Raw genomic sequence first — 20,529 nt, 5'->3', positions numbered from 1 at the left:
GATGTCCCTCATTCGCGCGCTTGGCAAGGACCTGGAGGCACGCAGCGACGATTCGTTGCGGGCGTTGTTCGCCGCGCGGCCGGACCTCATTTCCCCTTCTGTTCCGGACTTCGCTGCGCTGGCGGCACGTGCCAGCTCCCGTGTCAGCGTCCAGCGCGCCCTGGAGCGGCTCAACCGGCCCCAGATGCAGGTCCTGGAGACCCTGCATCTGTGCACCAACACCGACACCGGGCACAGCGCCTCCGCCGAGGGAGTGCACACGCTGATCCACGGCGCGGGCCTGGCCACGGTGACCCAGATCCTGGGCACCCTGCAGGAACTTGCCCTGGTGCACCACGCTGCTCCCCCGCACGGCACTCCTTCCCCGGCCGCCGACCAGCCGTTCTACCTGCCGGTGGGCTCCCTCAAGGACGTGGTGGGGATTTACCCGGCGGGGCTGGGACGCAGCTACACAGAGCTGGTCCGCCTGCAGCCGTCCTTCGCCCAGCGGGCGGTGCAGCTGGTCTCCGAACTGCACCGCAGCGGGTTCGTAATCCACGGCGCCACCACGCCCATGGAGGCTGCGCTGGCGCTCCAGCACTGGACTTCCTCCCCCGAGGCACTGCAGGACATCCTCGCCACTGCACCGGAACGGACGACGGCGCTGCTCGCCAGGTTCCGCAACTGGGCCATGGGTGCCGTCCCCCAGGCGCAACGGAAGGCGTCGGTCACGACCGAGGGTGCCGACGTCGGGCCGGTCGACTGGCTCCTTGCGCGCGGGCTCCTGGTTCCGCTCGACGCCGCCCATGTGGAGCTGCCGCACAGCGTGGGGCTGGCCCTGCGCGGCGGCGCGATCATCAATGACTTCACCCTGTCGCCGCCGCTCCCGGAGCTCGGCCGGACCACCGCGGCCCTGCGCAGGAATGCAGCGCTCAGCGCGATCTCAGAAACCCTCCGGCTGGTTTCCGAACTGCTGCATGCCATCAGGGAGAACCCGCTGGCCACGCTGCGCAGCGGAGGCGTGGGGGTCCGCGAGATGCGCCGCCTGTCCGACCAACTGCGCATTGACCAGGGTGCGGCGGGCCAGCTGCTGGAGCTGTGCGGACTGGCCGGCCTGATCCGCCTCGACGTCGATTCGTCGTCCTGGGTGCAGCCGCCGCAGCTGGAGTGGCTGGTGCTTCCGCGGCAGGAACAATGGCTGTGGCTGGTGAACGCCTGGCTGGCCAGCGAGCGCGTGCCCTCGATGGTGGGCCAGCCCATGAACACGGCACCGGGCGCCCCGGCCCGGGGCGCGTCCGGAAACACCATCGCGGCGTTGTCCGCCGGGGCGCAGCGGCCCGACGCTCCGGTGGTCCGCAAGCGGATCCTCGAGATCCTGCACGAACTTACGGTCGAAGCCTCAGGGCCGGACGGCACCGCGCCCGTTCTCGATGCCGCCGCGGTCCTGCAGCGCGCGGAATGGTCACAGCCGCGGATGGCCCGGCGGTTCAGCTCCCTCATCCGGGGAGTCCTCGCAGAGGCGGAGATGCTGGGCCTGGTGGGGTCGGGGGCCCTGAGCCAGTTGGGGAGCGCTTTCGCCGAAGACAACCCCGATGCCGCCCTTGCCATCCTGGGCGAGCACCTGCCGGCAGCCCTGAACCACGTGTTGCTGCAGGCAGACCTGACAGCCGTTGCCCCGGGCTACCTCACTCCTGCACTCACCGAAAAACTCCTGGTCATGGCCGACGCCGAGGGCCAGGGCCCGGCCACCATCTACCGGTTCTCCGCGGAGTCCATCAAGCGGGCACTCGATGACGGCTACGACGCCGCCGGCCTGTTGGCATTTCTTCGGGAACACTCCGCCACCGCCGTACCGCAGCCGCTGGCGTACCTGGTGGAGGACACCGCATCCCGGCATGGCAGCCTCCGCGTGGGCCAGGCCGCCAGCTTTATCCAAAGCGACGATGAAGCGGCCCTCCGGGAACTGCTGGCAGGACCCAAGGCAGCCCAGCTCGGCCTGGCCAGCCTGTCCCCCACGGTTGTAACGTCCTCGTCGCCGCCCCGTGAGCTCGCCGCCGCCCTCCGCAGCCTGGGCCTGTCCCCGTCCGTGGACGGCGCCGAGCCCGCCGCGCACCTCCGCCGGCCCCCGGCCCCGCAGGAAAGCTCCCGCCCCGTCTATACCGCCCCGCGGATGGCGCCCCCGGCGGAGGACGTTGAAGCCCAACTGGGCGTCCTGCGGCAGGCCGGCCCCGGCGTCGGACACCACCCCGGCACCGCTGCGGGCAGCGAGGCAGCCACCCAGCTGGGGCTTGAGGCGCTGCAAAGGGCCATCCGGCTGAAGCAGCGGATCCATATGAACGTGGTGGACAGCCTGGGGAATGCCAGCCTGGAAGTGGTTGTTCCGCTATCTGTGAGCGGGGGCAGGGTGCGCGTGTTCGATCCTGCCAAGGACACTGAGCGGGTCCTGTCCGTGCACCGCATTATCGACATCGAGGCCGCAGAGGAACTGCGCCAGTGAAGGATTCCCCCGCGTGACCGACGGACCCCTGATCGTCCAAAGCGACAAGACCATCCTCCTCGAGGTGGACCACGAGCTGGCCACCGAGGCTCGGCATGCCATCGCGCCTTTCGCGGAGCTGGAACGGGCACCTGAGCATATGCACAGCTACCGGCTGACCCCGCTGGGGCTGTGGAACGCCCGTGCCGCCGGGCTGGACGCCGAGAAGGTGCTGGACGCCCTGCTGAAGTACTCACGCTTCCCGGTACCGCATTCCCTGTTGATCGACGTCGAGGAAACCATGTCCCGGTACGGCCGGCTGCGCCTCGAAAAAGACCCGCGCCACGGGCTGGTCATGCGGACGGACGACTATCCCGTCCTGGAGGAAGTGATCCGGGCCAAGAAGATCGCGCCGCTGCTGGGGCCGCGGATCGACGGAGAAACGGTGGTGGTGCACGCCTCCCAGCGCGGCCAGCTCAAGCAACTGCTGCTGAAGATCGGCTGGCCGGCCGAGGACCTGGCCGGCTATGTGGACGGCACCCCGCACCTGATTTCACTCAATGAGGACGGCTGGGAACTCCGGCCCTACCAGCGCCTGGCCAGCGAAAACTTCTGGGCGGGCGGCAGCGGCGTGGTGGTGCTGCCCTGCGGCGCGGGCAAGACCCTGGTGGGGGCCGCGGCCATGGCCACCGGCTCCACCACCACACTGATCCTGGTCACCAACACCGTGGCAGCCCGGCAGTGGAAGGACGAACTGCTCAGGCGCACCTCCCTCACGGAGGAGGAAGTGGGCGAATACTCCGGCGCCCTGAAGGAGGTCCGGCCGGTGACCATCGCCACCTACCAGGTACTGACCACCAAACGCGGCGGCATCTACCCCCACCTGGAACTGGTGGACGGCCACGACTGGGGCCTGATCATCTACGACGAGGTCCACCTCCTGCCCGCACCGATCTTCAGGATGACCGCCGACCTGCAGGCCCGCCGGCGCCTGGGGCTCACCGCCACGCTGGTCCGGGAGGATGGGCGCGAGGGAGAGGTCTTCAGCCTGATCGGGCCCAAGCGGTATGACGCGCCCTGGAAGGACATAGAGGCCCAGGGCTACATCGCGCCCGCAGACTGCGTGGAGGTCCGCGTGGACCTGCCAAAGGACGAACGCGTTGCCTACGCCATGGCCGACGACGCGGACAAGTACCGGCTGTGCGCCACGTCCGAGTCCAAGACCCACGTGGTGGAGCAGCTGGTGGCACGGCACGCCGGGGAGCAGCTGCTGGTGATTGGCCAGTACATCGACCAGCTGGACGAACTCGGCGAGCGCCTGCAGGCACCGGTGATCAAGGGCGACACCTCCGTCAAGGTACGGCAGAAGCTCTTTGACGCGTTCCGATCCGGGGAGTTGCAGACCCTGGTGGTGTCCAAGGTGGCCAACTTCTCCATCGACCTGCCTGAGGCCTCCGTCGCCATCCAGGTCTCCGGCTCCTTCGGGTCCCGGCAGGAGGAAGCGCAGCGGCTGGGCCGGCTCCTGCGGCCCAAGAAGGACGGACGCGCTGCCCGCTTCTACTCCCTGGTGGCACGGGACACCCTTGACCAGGACTTCGCCGCGAAGCGCCAACGGTTCCTTGCCGAGCAGGGGTATGCCTACCGGATCATGGACGCCAAGGACGTACACGCGGCGGATTAGCCGCACCGTGCGCGCAGCACCCGTTGCGCGCACACTGGAGGCATGAGCATACGAATCATTCCCGCCGTGCCCGGGCCCGGCCAGGAGTCGGTCTGGGATTATCCCCGGCCGCCGCGGATCGAGCCCAGCAGTGAACGGATACGCATCGTTTTAGGCGGGGAACTGATCCTTGACACCACCGATTCGCTCCGCGTTCTCGAGACCAGCCATCCGCCGGTGTACTACGTCCTCCAGTCAGCATTCGCATCCGGTGCGCTGGAACCTGCCTCTGGCAGCAGCTTCTGCGAGTTCAAAGGCTCGGCGAAGTACCTGACCGTACGCGGCGGCGGCAAGGAAGCGGACAGCGCCGCATGGTCCTATCCCGAGCCTGCGTCAGGGTTCGAGGCGCTCGCTGACCGGGTGGCCGTCTACCCGGGCCGGATGGATTACTGCGAAGTGGATGGAGAGCGGGTGCAGGCACAGCCGGGCCGCTTCTATGGCGGATGGATCACCAGCCGCGTGGTGGGCCCGTTCAAGGGTGAGCCGGGGACAATGGACTGGTAACCGCGAGGCCGCCCTCATCATGCTCACAACGAATATCCAGACAACTCCCAGAGACTGGGAGCATGATGGGAGCATGAACAAGAACGGTCCAGAAGCCAGGCTGCTCGTCGTCGATGATGAACCCAACATCCGCGAGCTCCTCTCCACGTCGCTGCGGTTTGCCGGCTTTGAAGTGGTCTCCGCCGCGAACGGACGCGATGCCCTTGCAGCCGCCGACGCCCACGCCCCTGACCTGGCCGTGCTGGACGTCATGCTCCCTGACATGGACGGCTTCACCGTGACCCGGCGGCTTCGTGCCTCCGGCAAGCATTTCCCCGTCCTCTTCCTGACCGCCAAGGACGACACCGAGGACAAGGTCACCGGCCTGACCGTGGGCGGCGACGACTACGTCACCAAGCCCTTCAGCCTCGACGAAGTGGTGGCCAGGATCCGGGCCGTGCTCCGGCGCACGCAGCCCCTGCTGGACGATGACGCGGTCATCCGCGTGGACGACCTGGAACTGGACGATGACGCCCACGAGGTGCGGCGCGGCGGCACTGTCATCGAGCTCTCCCCCACGGAATTCAAGCTGCTGCGCTACCTCATGCTCAACCCCAACCGGGTCCTGTCCAAGTCCCAGATCCTGGACCACGTCTGGGAGTACAACTTCAACGGCGACGCGTCCATCGTGGAGTCCTACATCTCCTACCTGCGGCGGAAAGTGGACATCGACCCCGAGGCGCCGGCCCTGATCCAGACCAAGCGCGGCGTGGGCTACGTCCTGCGGACGGCTGAAAAGCGCTGACCTTGCTTAAGCGGTGGAAGTCGGCCTCGCTCAGGTCGCAGCTGGTGGCCATGATCATGGCCCTGCTGATCGTGGCCCTGACGGTGACCGGCGCGGTCACCCTGACGCTGCTGCACAGCTATCTCCAGGGCCAGGTGGATGACAAGCTGAACGCCGCCGTCGACTCCGCCCGGAAACAACGCTCGTTCACGCAGCTGCAGGCGCCCAGCTCCATTCCCACGGACTATTCGCTGATGCTCTTTACCCAGGGCGAGCAGCCGTACACATTCGGCGGGGACCCTGACGACCACCCGGACATCAGCAACATCACGGTGGAGCAGGCCCAGGCCCGCGGGCTGGCCCCCTTTCAGGTGCGCGGGACTGATGGGGAAAACTGGCGCGTTGTGGCCGTCACGGTCCAAAACGGCCCAACCACCGCCGTGGTGGTCATCGGGCTGCCCTTGGAGAGCGTGGACGACGTCCTCAAGCATGCCACCCTGGTGGTCACCGGCGTCGGCCTGCTGACCCTGCTGCTGGCCTCGCTCATTGCCAGCTGGACCGTGTCACGGTCCTTCCGGCCCCTTGCCAGGGTGGAGAAGACGGCGGCGGCCATTGCCGCCGGTGACCTCTCCCGCCGCGTGGAAGTGGAGAACCCCACCACCGAGCTGGGCCGGCTGAGCAGCTCCCTGAACGCCATGCTGGCGCATATCGAGACCGCGTTCGCAGCGCGGACGGCCTCGGAGGCAAGGATGCGCCGCTTCGCCGCCGACGCCTCCCACGAGTTGCGCACTCCCCTGGTGACCATCCGCGGGTTCTCCGAGCTGTACCGCCACGGCGCCCTTGCCACGGACGAAGACGTGGCCACGGCCATGGGCCGGATCGAAAGCGAAGCCAAGCGCATGGGGTCCATGGTTGAGGACCTGCTCCTGCTGGCACGCCTCGACGAGCAGCGCCCCCTGCAGCAAAAGCCGGTGGACCTGCAGCTGATTGCCCACGACGCCGCGGTGGATACCCAGGCCAGCGACCGTTCCAGGGTCATCTCGCTGACCGGGCTCGACGGCGGACCGGCGGCCCCTGCGCCGGTGCTCGGCGATGAGGCCAAGCTGCGCCAGGTAGTGGGCAACCTTGTGGGCAACGCCCTGCGCTACACCCCCGAGGGCAGCCCCATCGAACTCGCGGTCGGAGTCCGCGCGACCGATGGCGAAGAGCGGTCCGTCATCGAAGTACGGGACCATGGGCCGGGCATTTCGGAAGAGGACGCAGCCAAGGTGTTTGAACGCTTCTACCGGGCTGACACCTCCCGCACCAGGGAAACAGGCGGCAGCGGCCTTGGGCTCGCCATCGTGGCGGCGATCGTGGGGTCCCACGGCGGCTCAGTCCGGGTGGAAAAGACCGACGGCGGCGGCGCCACCTTGGTGGTTAGCCTTCCGCGGCGTGAGGACGCACCCCGCGGTGGCGGCGGAGACGGGCTGGAAGCAGCGGCCGGCAGTGCCACCGGGGCCAAGGGCAGCGACGGATCGGTTATCCACATATAGCCGTCCGGCCATGGCTCCCGCAGGGCACTGGTCCGTAGGCTCGTCCCAGCAGCCCGGAAGCGCCGGGCTTGGGGGCACTGCGCCCGGCGTATCCGAAAGGCACAGCCATGACCATCATTTCCGTCGACACAGAATTACTGCAACTGAAGTCTGCCAACGTGCAGGCCACCGTGGACCGGATCAGCGCTGACGTGCAAACCATGAAGCGCGGACTGGACGAGCTGCAGGGTTCATGGCGCGGTTCCGCGGCCACAAACTTCCAGGCGCTCGTCACCGAATGGACCATCACCCAGGGCCGGGTGGAGGCTTCGCTGGCGTCCATCAACGGGGCGCTGGCCTCTGCCGCCGCTACCTACGCCCAGGCGGAGCAGGGGAACGCGCAGCGGTTCAGCTGACGCCCCGGGTCAGGCCTCCGGAGTCCCCTGGTGGAACCGCAGCCGCCACCTGCCTCCGTCAAGGACCCACAGGGAGCTGCGGAGCGTAGTGCCGGACCGCGCGAAGCTTCGGTACGTCAGCAGCACCGCGCCGGTGCCGATCCGCTCGGCGCCCAGGATTTCAATGTCGGTCCGTTCACCCGGATCCTCTTCGAGCGCCATCATCATGGCGTCCCGGGTCCATACCCTTCCCGAACTGCCGATCTCCATGAAGTCCGGGTGGAGAAGGACGGCGGTCCGGCCGATGTCCCCCCGCACCAGGGGGCCCAACAGCTCACGTTCGAGCTCTTCCACCAGCGCCTCGGGCGGGATGGACCCAGCCTGCTGGGTTGCCTCGGCCACTTCAAGGGCTTCGTTGTCCAGTTCGCTGAACAGGTCGAGCTCTTCGAAGGCTGAGACGGGTGCGGGAGTGGCCTTGGGTGCGTTGCCGGGCGCAGGCGATTTGCCGGCAGGTGCCGCCGCGGGGCGCGCGGGCGCAGCGGCCGGGATATCCAATGTGGCGGGCGGAAGGCCGACGCCGGAGGCAGGCTGCGCGGCCGCGGGGCGCGCGGAGGTGGCCGGGTGGTGGGCACCGGGAAATCCGGGCCCGGACCTTGCTGCCACCCCTTGCTGGTATGCGGTCGCAGCGGCCCTGGCCCGCTCGTCGGCTGCCTCATTCAGGTCATGGCCTGCGTGCCCCTTGACCCACTCGAAGGTGTAGGTCCTTCCGGCCAGCTCGCGGTCGAGTTCCTTCAGGATTTCCACGTTCAAAACGGGCTTTCCATCGGCCTTGCGCCAGCCCTTGCGCTTCCATCCCGGCATCCATTTGGTAATGGAGTTGATCACGTACTGGCTGTCGCAAAGAATGCGCAGGTCTTCCCCGGGCAAATGCGCCGTGGCACGCAGGAGGTCAAGGACAGCCATCAGCTCCCCCTGGTTGTTGGTCCCGTGCGGCCAGCCGCCGGCTCTCCAGCAATCGTCATTCACATACCAGGCCCAGCCGGCGGGGCCAGGGTTTCCCAAGGCTGAACCGTCAGCCGCTGCAGTAATCGTCACCGGTCCATCCTGCCAGAAGCAACTGACACTCGGCCGTCAACTGGCTGGGAAAACGTTTACCGAAAGTTCTTGACGGGGATGCCGAACGCGCGAAACAATCACAGCATTACTTAAGAAAACGTTTTCTGCGCTGCGGAGTGTTCGGGTAACCGCACCGCCGCGGTGCTGGAAATCAACCGGAAGGAACATCAATGACGATTCCAGTCATAAGCCGGCGCAGGTTCCAGCTTGGCGCTGCGGCCCTGGCCCTGTCCATCCTGGCCACGGGCTGCGGTGCCGCCGGCGGCTCCGGCGACAACGGGCAGGTGACCCTGCGGTTCGCATGGTGGGGCAACGAATACCTGAACGGACAGACGGACAAGGTCATCGCGGCCTTTGAAGCGTCGCACCCGAACGTCAAGATCAAGGCAGAGCCGGGCGAATGGTCGAGCTACTGGGACAAGCTGGCAACAAAAACTGCTGCCAATGATGCCCCTGACGTCATCCAGATGGACCAGAAATACATCGCCGAGTACGGCGGCCGCGGCGCTCTCATGGACCTGTCCAAGCAGGGCGGCATCGACACTTCAAAACTGGACAAGGAAGCACTCGCCTCCGGCCAGTACGACGGCGCACAGTACGGCCTGAGCACGGGCCAGAACGCCTACGTCATCATGGCCAACACCAAGGTGTTCCAGGCCGCGGGCGTACCCGTCCCGAATGATAAGACGTGGACGTGGAAGGAGTTCGTGGACACCGCTGCGAAGATCAGCGCGGCAGGTGATGGGAAGACCTATGGCGCCGCTTATGGCAGCAACGAGGCCGACCTGATCATCTGGTTGCGCCAGCACGGGGAAAATCTCTACTCCGGGGACGGCAAGCTCGACTTCGAGGCCGCCACGGCCGCGTCCTTCTGGGAACGGCTCAAGGAACAACGCGATTCCAAGGCGAGCCCACCTGCCACCGTGGCCACCGAGGACTCGGGGGCAGGACTGGAGGAAAGCCTGTTCGGCACAAACCGGGTGGGCATGGCCTGGTGGTGGACCAACCAGCTTGGGTCGCTCGAGGCCACCACCGGCAGCAGCATCAAGATGCTGCGGGCTCCGAGCGTCGACGGCGCATCGGCCAGTAACGGCATGTACTACAAGCCCACCATGTTCTGGTCCGCTTCCTCCCGTTCAAAGCATCCCAAGGAGGCCGCGGAGTTCATCAACTATCTGACCAACAGCCCGGAGGCCGGCGCCATCCTGATGACGGACAGGGGTGTACCCACAAACAGCGAAATCGTTTCCGGCATCACGTCCTCGCTGAAGCCGGCCGACACCACCGTGGTCGGGTTCCTGAAAGACATTGCACCGGATATCAAGGACGCGCCGCCGGTTCCTCCGGTGGGTGCGGGAAGCGTCCAGAACGTCATCAAGCGCTACACGGATGAAGTGCTGTACGACCGGTTGACCCCCCAGGCTGCGGCCGAAGCCTTCAAGAAGGAAGTCCAAGGGATGCTGGATTCGGCGCGGAAGTAACTCCCCGGGCAGGCTCCTGGCAGGCATACAAAGAATGCGGCCCCCTCGCAACGAGGGGGCCGCATTCTCTATGTCAGCGGGACAGGTCCCGGGTGGAAGGGCTAGAAGCCGCCCATTCCGCCCATGCCACCCATGTCGTCGCCGCCTGCAGGAGCAGCGTTCTTCTCCGGCTTGTCAGCAACAACTGCCTCGGTGGTGAGGAAGAGGCCGGCAATGGAGGCCGCGTTCTGCAGGGCAGAGCGGGTCACCTTGACGGGATCGTTGACGCCGGCGGCCAGCAGGTCGACGTACTCGCCGGTGGCTGCGTTCAGGCCGTGGCCGGCGGGCAGGCCGCGGACCTTGTCGACGACGACGCCGGGCTCGAGGCCGGCGTTGAAGGCGATCTGCTTCAGCGGAGCGTCGATGGCAACGCGGACGATGTTCGCACCGGTTGCTTCGTCGCCGGACAGCTGCAGGTTGGCGAACGCCTTGGCGCCGGCCTGGATCAGGGCCACGCCGCCACCGGCGACGATGCCTTCCTCAACGGCAGCCTTGGCGTTGCGCACTGCGTCTTCGATGCGGTGCTTGCGCTCCTTGAGCTCAACCTCGGTTGCGGCACCGGCCTTGATGACTGCAACGCCGCCGGCCAGCTTGGCCAGGCGCTCCTGCAGCTTCTCGCGGTCGTAGTCGGAGTCGGAGTTTTCGATCTCGGCGCGGATCTGGGAAACGCGGCCTGCGATCTGGTCGGCGTCGCCGGCACCCTCGACGATGGTGGTCTCGTCCTTGGTGACAACAACCTTGCGTGCCTGGCCCAGGAGTTCCAGCCCAGCCGTTTCCAGCTTCAGGCCGACTTCCTCGGAGATGACCTGGCCGCCGGTGAGGACGGCGATGTCGGCGAGCTGGGCCTTGCGGCGGTCACCGAAGCCCGGAGCCTTGACGGCGACGGACTTGAAGGTGCCACGGATCTTGTTGACGATCAGGGTGGCCAGGGCCTCACCCTCGATGTCTTCGGCGATGATCAGCAGCGGCTTGTTGGACTGCATGACCTTTTCCAGGACAGCAACCAGTTCCTTGACGTTGGAGATTTTGGAGTTGACGATCAGGATGTACGGATCCTCGAGGACCGTTTCCTGGCGCTCAGCGTCGGTGACGAAGTAGGCGGAGATGTAACCCTTGTCGAAGCGCATGCCTTCGGTGAGTTCCAGTTCCAGGCCGAAGGTGTTGGACTCCTCGACCGTAATGACGCCTTCCTTGCCCACCTTGTCCAGGGCTTCGGCGATGAGGGCACCGATCTCGTCGTCACCGGCGGAGATGGAGGCGGTGGCCGCGATCTCTTCCTTGGTTTCGATTTCCTTGGCGGAGTTCAGCAGCTCGGCGGTGACGGCGTCAACAGCCTTCTCGATGCCGCGCTTGAGGGACAGCGGGTCGGCGCCGGCTGCAACGTTGCGCAGGCCTTCCTTGACCAGGGCCTGGGCCAGGACGGTTGCCGTGGTGGTGCCGTCACCGGCAACGTCATCGGTCTTCTTGGCAACTTCCTTGACCAGCTCTGCGCCGATCTTCTCGTAAGGATCGTCCAGCTCGATCTCCTTGGCGATGGAAACACCATCGTTGGTGATCGTGGGGGCGCCCCACTTCTTTTCGAGGACGACGTTGCGTCCACGCGGGCCGAGGGTGACCTTAACGGCGTCGGCGAGGGTGTTCAGGCCACGCTCAAGGCCGCGGCGTGCCTCTTCATCAAATGCAATGATCTTGGCCATAACGGCAGTAGTCCTTTCGGGACAGTCGTTAAGAATGAACCTTCGCTGCAGTGCCCGCGACGGACGATCCTTTTGCCGGCAGCCTCTGTATGCCTCCGGGTGGGGATCTCACTGAAGTGAGGTGTTTCTTTCGCTCCTCGACCGGTGCCGCGCGCCGCCGGGTGGAACCAGGCGTTGCTTTAGCAGTCGGTGCGTCAGAGTGCTAAGTCAATAATTAGCACTCCCCAGGTGAGAGTGCAAGCGAAAAGACGCGGATGGGCCGCAGGAAGCGGCGGCTTCGCTAAGGGCGATCAGCCGGAGTGTCCAGCCGTCTCCCGGCCGGACAGAGTTGGGTTGTTGTCCGCTCCATACGTGTATACGGAGAAGACCGCTGTGGTGATGTCTCCGTTGGAATCGAAGGCAACCGGGCCTGATTCGCCGTCGTAATTGATGTCCGGGCCGGCCGCAAGGCCGCCGAGGCACTCCTTGTAGCTGAGGCACGGGGGCGCTCCGGCCCCGGAGCCTGCCGTCCCTCCGGAGACGGCAACCAGGTTGGCGGCAATGGAGCGCCCGGCGTCGTCCTGGGCACGTGCCGCCGCGAGGGCGGCCAGCGTGACGGCGTCATAGGTTTCAGCAGCGTACGAAACGTCCTTCAGGGCAGGGTCCACGGCCAGCAGTTTTCCCTGGAAGGCGGCAGTGGGCAGCTGTCCGGGGACGACGGCGCGGGCGCCCTCCAGGACCCTGGACGCGAGCCCGGATCCGTAGCGGGCGAAGGCGCCGTCGCTGAGGATGATCTTCGAGCCGCTGACGCCGGCATTGTTCAGCTCGGCCAGGGCGCCCTGCGCGCCTTCGCGGGCGATCAGGACCACCGCATCCGGTCTGGCTTTTCCGGCGGAGCGTGCGGCTTCGGCGGCGGCGCCGGACTTGAAAGCGGCTCCGGGCAGGACCGTGAGCCCGGATTTTTTCGCAGCCTCCGTGACGGCGGCCGAGAGGTCCTTGCCGTAGGAGCCTTCCTGGTACAGCACGCTGATGGTGGCAGCGCCGCCGTCCTTGGCGAGTTTTGCCAGCACGGGGCCTTGTGCGACGTCGGCCGGGGCGGTGCGGAAATAGTAGCCTCCGCTGGCAATTCCGGAGAGGGCGGCAGCGGTGTTGGCCGGCGAGATCAGCGGTATGCGCGCGTGGGACAGGACGTCCACAGCGGCGGTCGCGTGGCTGGAATCGGTGGGTCCGATGACCACGTCCGCTTTGGCGGCAACCAAGTCATTCGCCTGTCCTGCGGCTTCCCGTTCAGCATGCACCGGGAGCAGTTCCACCGGCCGGCCCTTGTGCCCGCCGGCGGCGTTGATTTCCTGGACGGCCAGCTTGGCGGCGGCCAGCTGGGGTGCAGTAAGGAAGGCGTTGTCCCCGGTGTTGTCCATGATCAGGCCCACCCGGAGGACGCCGTCGCCGGAGGCCTCCGCCGGCTCCACCCGGGCGTTGCCGCCGGTGCCGGCACATGCCGTCATCGAAAGAACCGCAGCCAGGGAAACGGCAAGGACGCGGGCTCCGGGGCGGTGAACCGGCATCACTGCGCGGGCCGGACGTTTTCTGCCTGCGGGCCTTTTTCGCCCTCGCCGACGTCCAGTTGTACCCGCTGGCCCTCGTCCAGGGCGCGGTACCCCTCTCCCTCGATGGCGGACCAGTGGACAAAGACATCCTCACCGGAGCCGTCAACGGTGATGAAGCCGTAGCCCTTTTCGGCGTTGAACCATTTGACGGTTCCCAGTGCCATGATGAACAACTCTTTCCGTTGGGGGCCAGGTGGAGACCGGACCGGCGTGACTGGACGGCGTACGGCTACCGGTAACCTGGGCCCAGGACCACTACCAGCGGTGCCTGGAATTCGGTGCTGCTCACCACGGTGGGGATGTTCAGCAGCCCGGCGAGCGCCTGGGCACTTGCCAGCTGCTGGGGGCCGGCGTAGAAAATCACGGAGGATTTTTGCGGGGCCCCGGACCAGTTGCCCACCTGCCCGAGCCGCCAGCCGTCAACCTGGACAGTTCCGCCTACCCGGCTGGCCAGCCCCGCAGTGCCGGCGGCGTTGTAGATGGCAACTGCCTGGGTCCTGTCGGCCGCGGCCTGCTGCGTGGCAGAGGCCGTAGGTGCGGACCCGGGCTCGTCGCTCTGGGTGGGGCCGGCAGAGGCGGACGGAGCCGGGGCATCAGTAGGGGTGGAAGCCGCAGCCTGCGTGGCCGAAGGCGTGGACCCGGTTCCGGCCAGCGGAGCTGACTCCACGCTTGCCGATACCTGGCTGGCGGTGGTGTTGAAGCCAAGTTTGGGGAGTATCAGGAAGGACACCAACCCAATGGCGAGGGCTGCCATACCCACCGCCAGGATTGGCCACAGCCGCACGCGGGACGGGGCCGAAGCCGTCCGGTGGACACCTTGTCGCGACGCGGCCTCCGGGACCTTGTCGAATTCATCGCGGGCGTATCTGGTCATGGTGGAAGGACATCCTTGTTGATTGCGGCTGTTGTCCCGGCCTGGGGCGTCTTAAGCGTCGGATCCCAGGCGCCGGGCAGTACGTGCACGGTGGCGCGACGTACGTAGTCTACGCAATCTCTTGACCAGCATGGGATCGTGGGCCAGGGCATCCTCGCGGTCAATCAGTGCATTGAGGAGCTGGTAATAGTGGGTTGCGGAGAGGTCAAACAAGTCCCTGATGGCCTGTTCCTTGGCCCCTGCGTACTTCCACCACTGCCGTTCCAGTGCCAGCATCTGCTGTTCGCGCTCGGAAAGGGAGGACTCACGAAGGCTGAAATCCGCCAGGAGGGACTTCCGTGGATCCTGCTCCGGCAGGTGTTCCCGGGCCGGTTCCGCCACGGCGCACTCCTTCGCTGGTTACGGTAAATGTCTCACCCCTATGCTAGCCGCCGAATAACAGCAGTGTCATTTGCGCTGGTCCGCAGCCGCCAGGGACGCGGGGCCGGTTCGCGCCGGGCTCCTGCAAGAATGGAACGATGTTTGAATCGGATGCGCTGTTTGAGCTGCAGCAGGACCCGGCGGACACCCTCCGCTTCGCTGACCTGGCGGAGATGCCGATGGAAGAGCTGATGGCTCCGGACTGGGCCGCGGCACTGCAGGGTGTGGAAGGCAAGCTCCGCTCCGTCCTGGCCTTCCTGGCTGCTGAGGAGGCGGCAGGGCACCAGCTCCTGCCGCCGCCGTCGAACGTCCTGCGGGCCTTCCGCCAGCCGCTGGCCGGCGTGAAGGTCCTCATTGTCGGGCAGGACCCTTATCCCACGCCGGGACACGCGGTCGGCCTGTCCTTTTCCGTCGACCCGCACACCCGCCCCATCCCCCGCAGCCTGGTGAATATCTACCGGGAGCTGGAATCGGACCTGGGCATCCCCCCGCGCGTCCATGGCGACCTGTCCCCGTGGGCGGAGCAGGGCGTGCTGCTCCTGAACCGGGTGCTCACGGTCAGGGCCGGGGCGGCTGGCTCACACCGCGGCAAGGGCTGGGAGGAAATTACGACGGCGGCAATCACCGCACTGGCCGGCCGCAAGTCCCCGGACGGGTCAGGAGTACCCCTGGTGGCCGTGCTGTGGGGCAAGGAGGCTGAGGCTGTCCGGCCGCTGCTGGCCGGTACCCCCGCCGTCTCCAGCCCTCACCCCAGTCCGTTGTCCGCCTCCCGCGGGTTCTTTGGTTCCAGGCCGTTCAGCCGCGTGAACCAGTTACTCCGGGATCAAGGTGCGCCGGACGTAACGTGGGAACTCCCGCCGTCGCCCTAGCTAGGCTTGCCTTATGAGCACTGTCCCCGCCGACACCAGCGCAACCAAGAAGAGCCGCCCGCAGGTCAACCTCACCGTGCTGCGCAAGGAGCAGTTGTCCCCGCACATGGTCCGGATCGTGGCCGGCGGGGAGGGCTTCAGCGATTTCGTGAATAACGGGTTCGTGGACCGCTACGTGAAAATCGTCTTTCCGCAGCCCGGCGTGGAGTACCCCTCCCCCTTGGACCTTTGGACGGTCCGGGAAACCATGCCGCGCGAGCAGTGGCCCTTCACCCGCACCTATACGCTGCGCTGGGTGGACCCGGAGGCCCGGGAGCTCGCTATCGACTTCGTGGTCCATGGCGACGAAGGCCTCGCAGGTCCATGGGCGGCCAGGGCCCAGCCCGGTGAGACGCTCACGTTCACCGGTCCGGGCGGCGCGTTCAACCCGAACCCGGAAGCGGACTGGTACCTGTTTGCCGGTGATGAGGCGGCGCTGCCCGCCATCGCCGCGTGCATCGAGGCCCTGCCGGCAGGGGCAACCGGGCTGGCCTTCCTGGAGGTGGGCTCCGAGGCCGATATCCAGCCCATCTCCGCCCCGGCAGGGCTGGACATCACCTGGCTGCCGCGCAACGGCGCTCCGGCGGGATCCAGCGACCTGCTGGTCAACGCAGTGGCGGACGCAGAATGGCCCGGCGGCACCGTGGATGTCTTTGCCCACGGCGAACGCGGCTACATGAAGGCACTGCGCGAAATCCTGTTCAAGCAGCGGGGCCTGGAACGCCGGCAGGTGTCCCTCTCCGGGTACTGGGCGCAGGGCCGGGTAGAGGACATGTTCCAGGCCGAAAAGAAACTCCCGGTGGGCCAGATCTAGTCGGGCTGGCGCTTGGGGGCCGGGCCTAGCGGCGCCGGGCCCGGCGCCGCTCGTTGCTCGCCAGGCTGCGGGTCAGCGGACGGGCCAGCACGTCGCCCAGGACGATCCCGCCGGCCGTGCCCAGCACAATAGCCCCGGCACTGAGCATCCCTCCGGCGCCTGCCAGGATTTCGGATTCTTCAACAGTGAGCACGTACATGGACCGGAAGATCGTCAGGCCCGGCAGCAGGATCAGTGCCGCGGGAACTGCCACCACCAGCTGCGGCGCACCCATCCGCAGGGCCACCACCCGTGCCAGCAGGCCGATGACGACGGCGGCAATGGCAGGGGCAAAACGGTCCCCGATTCCCAGCAGGCCGCAGCCGAGCAGCACCAGGTAGCCTGCCACGCCAACGGCTGCCGTGGGCACCAGGAGCTTCCAGGTGGTCTGTTCCGTGATGCCGATGGCCATCACCGCAGCGGCAACGAAGACGATCAGGACCCACAGATCGTAGGCGGGCGGGAAGGTCTGCGTGACGTCGATCCGCTGCAGCCCGGTCAGCTCCCCCACCACGAACGCAACAGCGATTCCTGCCACGATCGCGCCGAAGGTCAGCAGCGTGGACAGGAACCGCCCGGCCGCCGTCACCGGGAAGCCGTTGATGGCGTCCTGCACCGAGGACACCAGGCGGCCGGTGGGCAGGAGCAGCAGGATGCCGCCCACCACCACGATGGATGGCGAAGCGGTGAGGCCGAACTGCCAGAGCAGCAGGGCCAGGATGGTGACCACAAAGGAGCAGCTGGCCGTGATGAAGAAGTCCGGTACCCGCCAGCGTCCCAGCTGCCGTGCCAGCAGGCTGATGCCGATATTGGCCACGAAGGCAATCGCCGAAGATACGACACCGCCGCCCAGCACTCCGACGAACACTGCCGCGAAAACACCGAACGCCGCCGTGACCATCCAGCGCGGGTATGGCTTGGGGCTGGTGATGGCCTCGTTGAGCCTGCGGATCGCTTCATCACGGCCCACACCGCCGGCCACGATCTCCGTGACCAGCTGGTGCACCTTGGCCAGGCCGGCGTAGTTGTTGGTCCAGGAGCGCACCACACGCAGCAGAGCGATGGGTGTCTGGTCCTTGGGGGCATAGTTGATGCCCACGGACTGGTTGGTGATGTCCACCTCAATGTTCTTCAGCCCCAGCGCCGCGGTGACGGCAATGATGCTGGTCTCCACCTCCAGGGCGCCGGCGCCATAGCGGAACATGGTCTCAGCCAGATGCAGGGCGAAGTCCAGAGTCTTGCGGGCGGACGTGTCTACGCCGCCCACCTGGATGGTGGGGTTGGCATATGGGCTGCCCGCCAGCCGGTCCACGATGCTCAAGGGAGCGGTGGGAGGATTCTCACCCTGCACCAGGCGGCGCAGCATTCTCTTGGCGGCAGCATCCTGCCGAAGCTGCGCAGGGGTCAGCGGTTCGGTCTTGGGCAGGCCGTCAGTTTTCGGCCTGGACCCTGGCCGTTCGGGCCGGTTGGTCATGCCCGTTTCCTCCCTGTGCGCGGTTAATGGTCTGTCAGGATGCGCGCTTCAGCGGCAGCTTGCCCAGCAGTGTGCGGGCCGCCGCGGCAGCGGACCGGGCGAGCCGGTTGGCGTGGAAGACTGCGGGCCGCACCGGCAGGACGAAGTCTCCCACCAGCTGGACCACCTCCCCGCCGAACCCCTTCTTGAATTCGTAGCCGCCGTGGCCTTCTTCGTCCTGTCCCGAAATGCCGAACGTGCCGTAGAAGTTGTACCGCGGGTAGCCCTTCTCCAGGGCATGCAGCATCATGCCCCAATAAAGGGAGGTTGCGCCGTTGAAGTAGATGTAGTCCTGGACGGTGCCGCCGATGACGCACACCACCTCATCGCCATAGCAGACAAAGTGGATGGCTGCCACGGTGGCGGTCCCCACGGAATCAGGGAACCGCTCGATGTCCTTCAGGCTCCGCTCGTAGCTGTCCACCAGGTCCTGGACCACCTTGAGCCGGTTGGCTTTTTTCTTGCTGCCGGTCTCCTCAACCTCACGGCGGAGGTCTGCTGCGGTGGCTGACTCCGCCGCCAGGCGTTCGGTGATGGACTTCCGGTAGGCCGGGATGTCGATCTTGGCCATCATCAGCTTGGTGAATTCCGCTGAGGTGGTGCGGAGCAGGTGTTCGTAGTATTCGCGTTCGCGGTAGACGAATCCTTTTTCGTCACCGGCCCGGCTCAGGGCGCCGTAGAAAACGTCCAGGGTTTCCAGGGTGGCCTGTTCCAGGAAGACGCCGTTCTTTTCCGCCTTGCGGATCGCTTTGCGGGTCCGGTAGCTGGTGCTCATGATCAGTTCTTCGGCATCCTGGATGCCCACCAGGTTCTTGATGAACATCCAGTTGACGTTGACGAAGTTCATGTCCAGGCCCTGGTGCCGGAATCCCAGCCGTTCCAGGTCGGCCACCAGCGGCCGGTTGTCCTCGGTCTCGGGGTGCTCGGCGCCGTCGGCGTCACGTGCGATGTACCTGATGTTCGGCGAGATCCGCAGTTCGGCGGCTTTGCGTCCTGCCGCCTGCTTGCGGAGAAGCTCGACGACGGCACTGACCAGTTCACGGTCCGTGTAGTCCATGAGGGGGCCCTTGGCGCATTCGCAGACGGTGTAGCCCAGGCGGGTGGTGCTGTAGTTGAGCTTTCCTGCCGCCACGAGTTCCCCGTCGCGGCGGACCCCGAAGAGTTCCACCTGCTGGCCCCGGGACCGCTGGAAACGGGCAAAATCGGTGGACTGCAGGAAGCTGTTCTGCGGGTGCTTCAGGGCGAAGGCCTCAAATTCGGCGTCGCTGAGGTTGGCGTATTCAAGCCCGGTAGCGGCGGAAACTGGATTCAAGGGGTGACCTTCTTCTGGACTCGTCGCGGCCTGTGGGCACGCGGTGGGCGGACGGTGTTGGGGCCGGGCAGCACAGATGCGTGCGCGCCCGGCGGGGTACTTGTGGTTTGACGGGCCCCCGGCGGCTGCACGTCAGTAGAACTGCTGGCCGGTCCGTGCGGTTTCGATCCGGCGGAACACCTTTTCCCCGCCGCTGACCCAGAGCTTGTGCCGAAGCGGGGACAGGACGTAGTCGTGGCAGCCCACAAAGTCGGTAACCGTCTTGGTAAAGCTGGTCTTGAACATGCCCATTCCGTAGAGGTTGTGGGTCTTGTCCTTGATGCGCGCGGCAGGCGGAGTGCCGCAGAAGTCGTACTCAGTGCAGCCAAGTTCCTGCATCCGCCGGATGGCTGCCCACTGCACCAAGTGCGAGTCACCGTACTGCTTGCGGTTCTGGGTGGAACCGCCGTCCTTGTACGTTGCCTTGGCGCCGTAGTTGATGACGAATGCGCCAACGCTGGGCTTTCCGTCCTCATAGGTGAAGAAGAAATTTCCCTGGCCGCGGTTGCAGAACCCGTCCCAGAACCGTGCGTAGTAGTCGTAGCTGCGCAGGGGCATGGACCCCTTGGCGTTGACGGTGTTGGCCATGAGGTCGTACAGGGCGCGGTAGGTTTCAGGTCCCTGTTCCTGCCGGACCACCTGGCAGCCCTCGCGCTCGGCGCGCCGGATGGCGTTGCGGGCGCGCGAGGAGATGGCCTTGAAGACTTCCTCCTCGGAGCCCGAGATGTCCAGCAGGGCCGTGGAGTCGTTGGACTGGATATTGGGTGCCTTGACCAGGCCGGCTTCGCGCAGTTCCATCTGTGCCTCGTCGGAATCGACAATGTCCGGCTCCACTTTGATGGTGAAGACGTTCAGCTTGCTGCTGCGGACAAAGGATGCACAGGCTTCAAGGGCGGCTCCAAGGTCCGCTGCAGCCGCCAGGTCAGGACCCTTGATCAGGTACCACAACCGTCCCAGGACGGGGAAGCTCTTCTCCAGCACCAGGTTGTAGCTGGAGTGTCCGCCGCTCTCCAGCACCAGGAACCGGACTTTCCAGCCGCTTCCGTTCTTGACGGATGCATAGGCGGCCGACTGCAGCATGTTGCCGCCGTTCGGGTTGGCCGTGACGTGCTTGTCCCAGTTCTCAATTTCCTCGGCTGTGGCAAAACGTGCGGTGAATTCTCGCAAAGGGGCCGTGTCCAATCGGGTTTGTGCGCGGTTTCGGTACTTCTGGATGCGTGCGGACATGCAGCCTCAAGTCTAAAGCCTCAGGTGCTCCCGGCTTTTCTCCAGCGCGCCCGGAACGGGATCGCCCGGTTGCGGAGCGCCACCTTGACGGAGCTCAGGATGTTCTACAAGGG

18 protein-coding genes are annotated in these 20,529 nt (G+C 66.3%); 9 read left to right on the top strand and 9 right to left on the bottom strand.

The genetic code is table 11. The features are described from left to right. Position 1: 1 nt before the first annotated feature. The 6 genes from ACTAQI_RS20930 (at position 2) to ACTAQI_RS20905 (ending at position 7,372) form a co-directional block, all read left to right on the top strand. Positions 2 to 2,476 (top strand): helicase-associated domain-containing protein, encoded by a 2,475-nt coding sequence (locus ACTAQI_RS20930; protein WP_457948457.1) that lies wholly within the window; start codon positions 2 to 4, stop codon positions 2,474 to 2,476. A 13-nt stretch (positions 2,477 to 2,489) separates the two neighbouring features. After that, positions 2,490 to 4,136: a DNA repair helicase XPB gene (locus ACTAQI_RS20925; RefSeq protein ID WP_457948455.1), complete on the top strand. Its 1,647-nt coding sequence runs from the start codon at positions 2,490 to 2,492 to the stop codon at positions 4,134 to 4,136. A gap of 42 nt (positions 4,137 to 4,178) precedes the next feature. Beyond that, on the top strand, positions 4,179 to 4,679 hold the full coding sequence (locus tag ACTAQI_RS20920) for a DUF427 domain-containing protein (RefSeq protein WP_457948453.1): 501 nt from the start codon (positions 4,179 to 4,181) through the stop codon (positions 4,677 to 4,679). A 73-nt stretch (positions 4,680 to 4,752) separates the two neighbouring features. Next, on the top strand, positions 4,753 to 5,463 hold the full coding sequence (locus ACTAQI_RS20915; protein ID WP_457948452.1) for a response regulator transcription factor: 711 nt from the start codon (positions 4,753 to 4,755) through the stop codon (positions 5,461 to 5,463). Positions 5,464 to 5,465: 2 nt separating this feature from the next. After that, positions 5,466 to 6,977, top strand: a complete 1,512-nt coding sequence (locus ACTAQI_RS20910) for a sensor histidine kinase (RefSeq protein ID WP_457948450.1) — start codon at positions 5,466 to 5,468, stop codon at positions 6,975 to 6,977. A gap of 107 nt (positions 6,978 to 7,084) precedes the next feature. After that, positions 7,085 to 7,372, top strand: a complete 288-nt coding sequence (locus ACTAQI_RS20905) for a WXG100 family type VII secretion target (RefSeq protein ID WP_457948449.1) — start codon at positions 7,085 to 7,087, stop codon at positions 7,370 to 7,372. 9 nt (positions 7,373 to 7,381) lie between these two features. Here ACTAQI_RS20905 and ACTAQI_RS20900 read toward each other — a convergent pair whose 3' ends face one another. After that, positions 7,382 to 8,446: an RNase H family protein gene (locus ACTAQI_RS20900; RefSeq protein WP_457948448.1), complete on the bottom strand. Its 1,065-nt coding sequence runs from the start codon at positions 8,444 to 8,446 to the stop codon at positions 7,382 to 7,384. Positions 8,447 to 8,637: 191 nt separating this feature from the next. On the opposite strand from ACTAQI_RS20900, the gene ACTAQI_RS20895 reads away from it, so the two are divergent. After that, positions 8,638 to 9,948, top strand: coding sequence for an ABC transporter substrate-binding protein (locus tag ACTAQI_RS20895; RefSeq protein ID WP_457948446.1), 1,311 nt, complete (start codon positions 8,638 to 8,640; stop codon positions 9,946 to 9,948). Between the two features lie 101 nt (positions 9,949 to 10,049). Here ACTAQI_RS20895 and groL read toward each other — a convergent pair whose 3' ends face one another. The 5 genes from groL to ACTAQI_RS20870 all read right to left on the bottom strand — a co-directional run bounded on the left by groL (position 10,050) and on the right by ACTAQI_RS20870 (position 14,525). Beyond that, positions 10,050 to 11,684 carry a chaperonin GroEL gene (gene groL / locus ACTAQI_RS20890; RefSeq protein WP_015936112.1) on the bottom strand — a complete coding sequence of 545 codons (1,635 nt, stop codon included), beginning with the start codon at positions 11,682 to 11,684 and terminating at the stop codon, positions 10,050 to 10,052. A gap of 290 nt (positions 11,685 to 11,974) precedes the next feature. Then, the gene (locus ACTAQI_RS20885; protein WP_457948445.1) at positions 11,975 to 13,228 is read right to left on the bottom strand and encodes an ABC transporter substrate-binding protein; all 1,254 of its coding nucleotides are present in this window, start codon (positions 13,226 to 13,228) and stop codon (positions 11,975 to 11,977) included. After that, the gene (locus ACTAQI_RS20880) at positions 13,228 to 13,434 is read right to left on the bottom strand and encodes a cold-shock protein (protein WP_457948444.1); all 207 of its coding nucleotides are present in this window, start codon (positions 13,432 to 13,434) and stop codon (positions 13,228 to 13,230) included. Before ACTAQI_RS20880 ends, ACTAQI_RS20885 begins: the two co-directional genes overlap by 1 nt. A gap of 65 nt (positions 13,435 to 13,499) precedes the next feature. Next, positions 13,500 to 14,144 carry a LytR C-terminal domain-containing protein gene (locus tag ACTAQI_RS20875; protein WP_457948442.1) on the bottom strand — a complete coding sequence of 215 codons (645 nt, stop codon included), beginning with the start codon at positions 14,142 to 14,144 and terminating at the stop codon, positions 13,500 to 13,502. A 51-nt stretch (positions 14,145 to 14,195) separates the two neighbouring features. Then, a complete protein-coding gene (locus tag ACTAQI_RS20870; RefSeq protein WP_307430469.1) occupies positions 14,196 to 14,525 on the bottom strand; it encodes a DUF3263 domain-containing protein in 330 nt (109 codons plus the stop codon). 137 nt (positions 14,526 to 14,662) lie between these two features. Here ACTAQI_RS20870 and ACTAQI_RS20865 point away from each other — a divergent pair, with 137 nt between their 5' ends. Beyond that, on the top strand, positions 14,663 to 15,433 hold the full coding sequence (locus ACTAQI_RS20865) for a uracil-DNA glycosylase (protein ID WP_457948441.1): 771 nt from the start codon (positions 14,663 to 14,665) through the stop codon (positions 15,431 to 15,433). A gap of 13 nt (positions 15,434 to 15,446) precedes the next feature. Further along, positions 15,447 to 16,286 carry a siderophore-interacting protein gene (locus ACTAQI_RS20860; protein ID WP_457948439.1) on the top strand — a complete coding sequence of 280 codons (840 nt, stop codon included), beginning with the start codon at positions 15,447 to 15,449 and terminating at the stop codon, positions 16,284 to 16,286. A gap of 25 nt (positions 16,287 to 16,311) precedes the next feature. On the opposite strand, the gene ACTAQI_RS20855 is transcribed toward ACTAQI_RS20860, so the two are convergent. From ACTAQI_RS20855 to ACTAQI_RS20845, 3 genes are all read right to left on the bottom strand, one after another. Then, a complete protein-coding gene (locus ACTAQI_RS20855) occupies positions 16,312 to 17,799 on the bottom strand; it encodes a threonine/serine ThrE exporter family protein (RefSeq protein WP_457948438.1) in 1,488 nt (495 codons plus the stop codon). Positions 17,800 to 17,833: 34 nt separating this feature from the next. After that, positions 17,834 to 19,150: a peptidoglycan bridge formation glycyltransferase FemA/FemB family protein gene (locus tag ACTAQI_RS20850; RefSeq protein ID WP_457948437.1), complete on the bottom strand. Its 1,317-nt coding sequence runs from the start codon at positions 19,148 to 19,150 to the stop codon at positions 17,834 to 17,836. A 132-nt stretch (positions 19,151 to 19,282) separates the two neighbouring features. Continuing rightward, a complete protein-coding gene (locus tag ACTAQI_RS20845) occupies positions 19,283 to 20,416 on the bottom strand; it encodes a lipid II:glycine glycyltransferase FemX (protein WP_457948435.1) in 1,134 nt (377 codons plus the stop codon). Positions 20,417 to 20,529: the final 113 nt, after the last annotated feature.

This window comes from Pseudarthrobacter sp. alpha12b (genome assembly GCF_054130495.1).
This window is presented reverse-complemented; position numbering and strand designations above follow the sequence as displayed.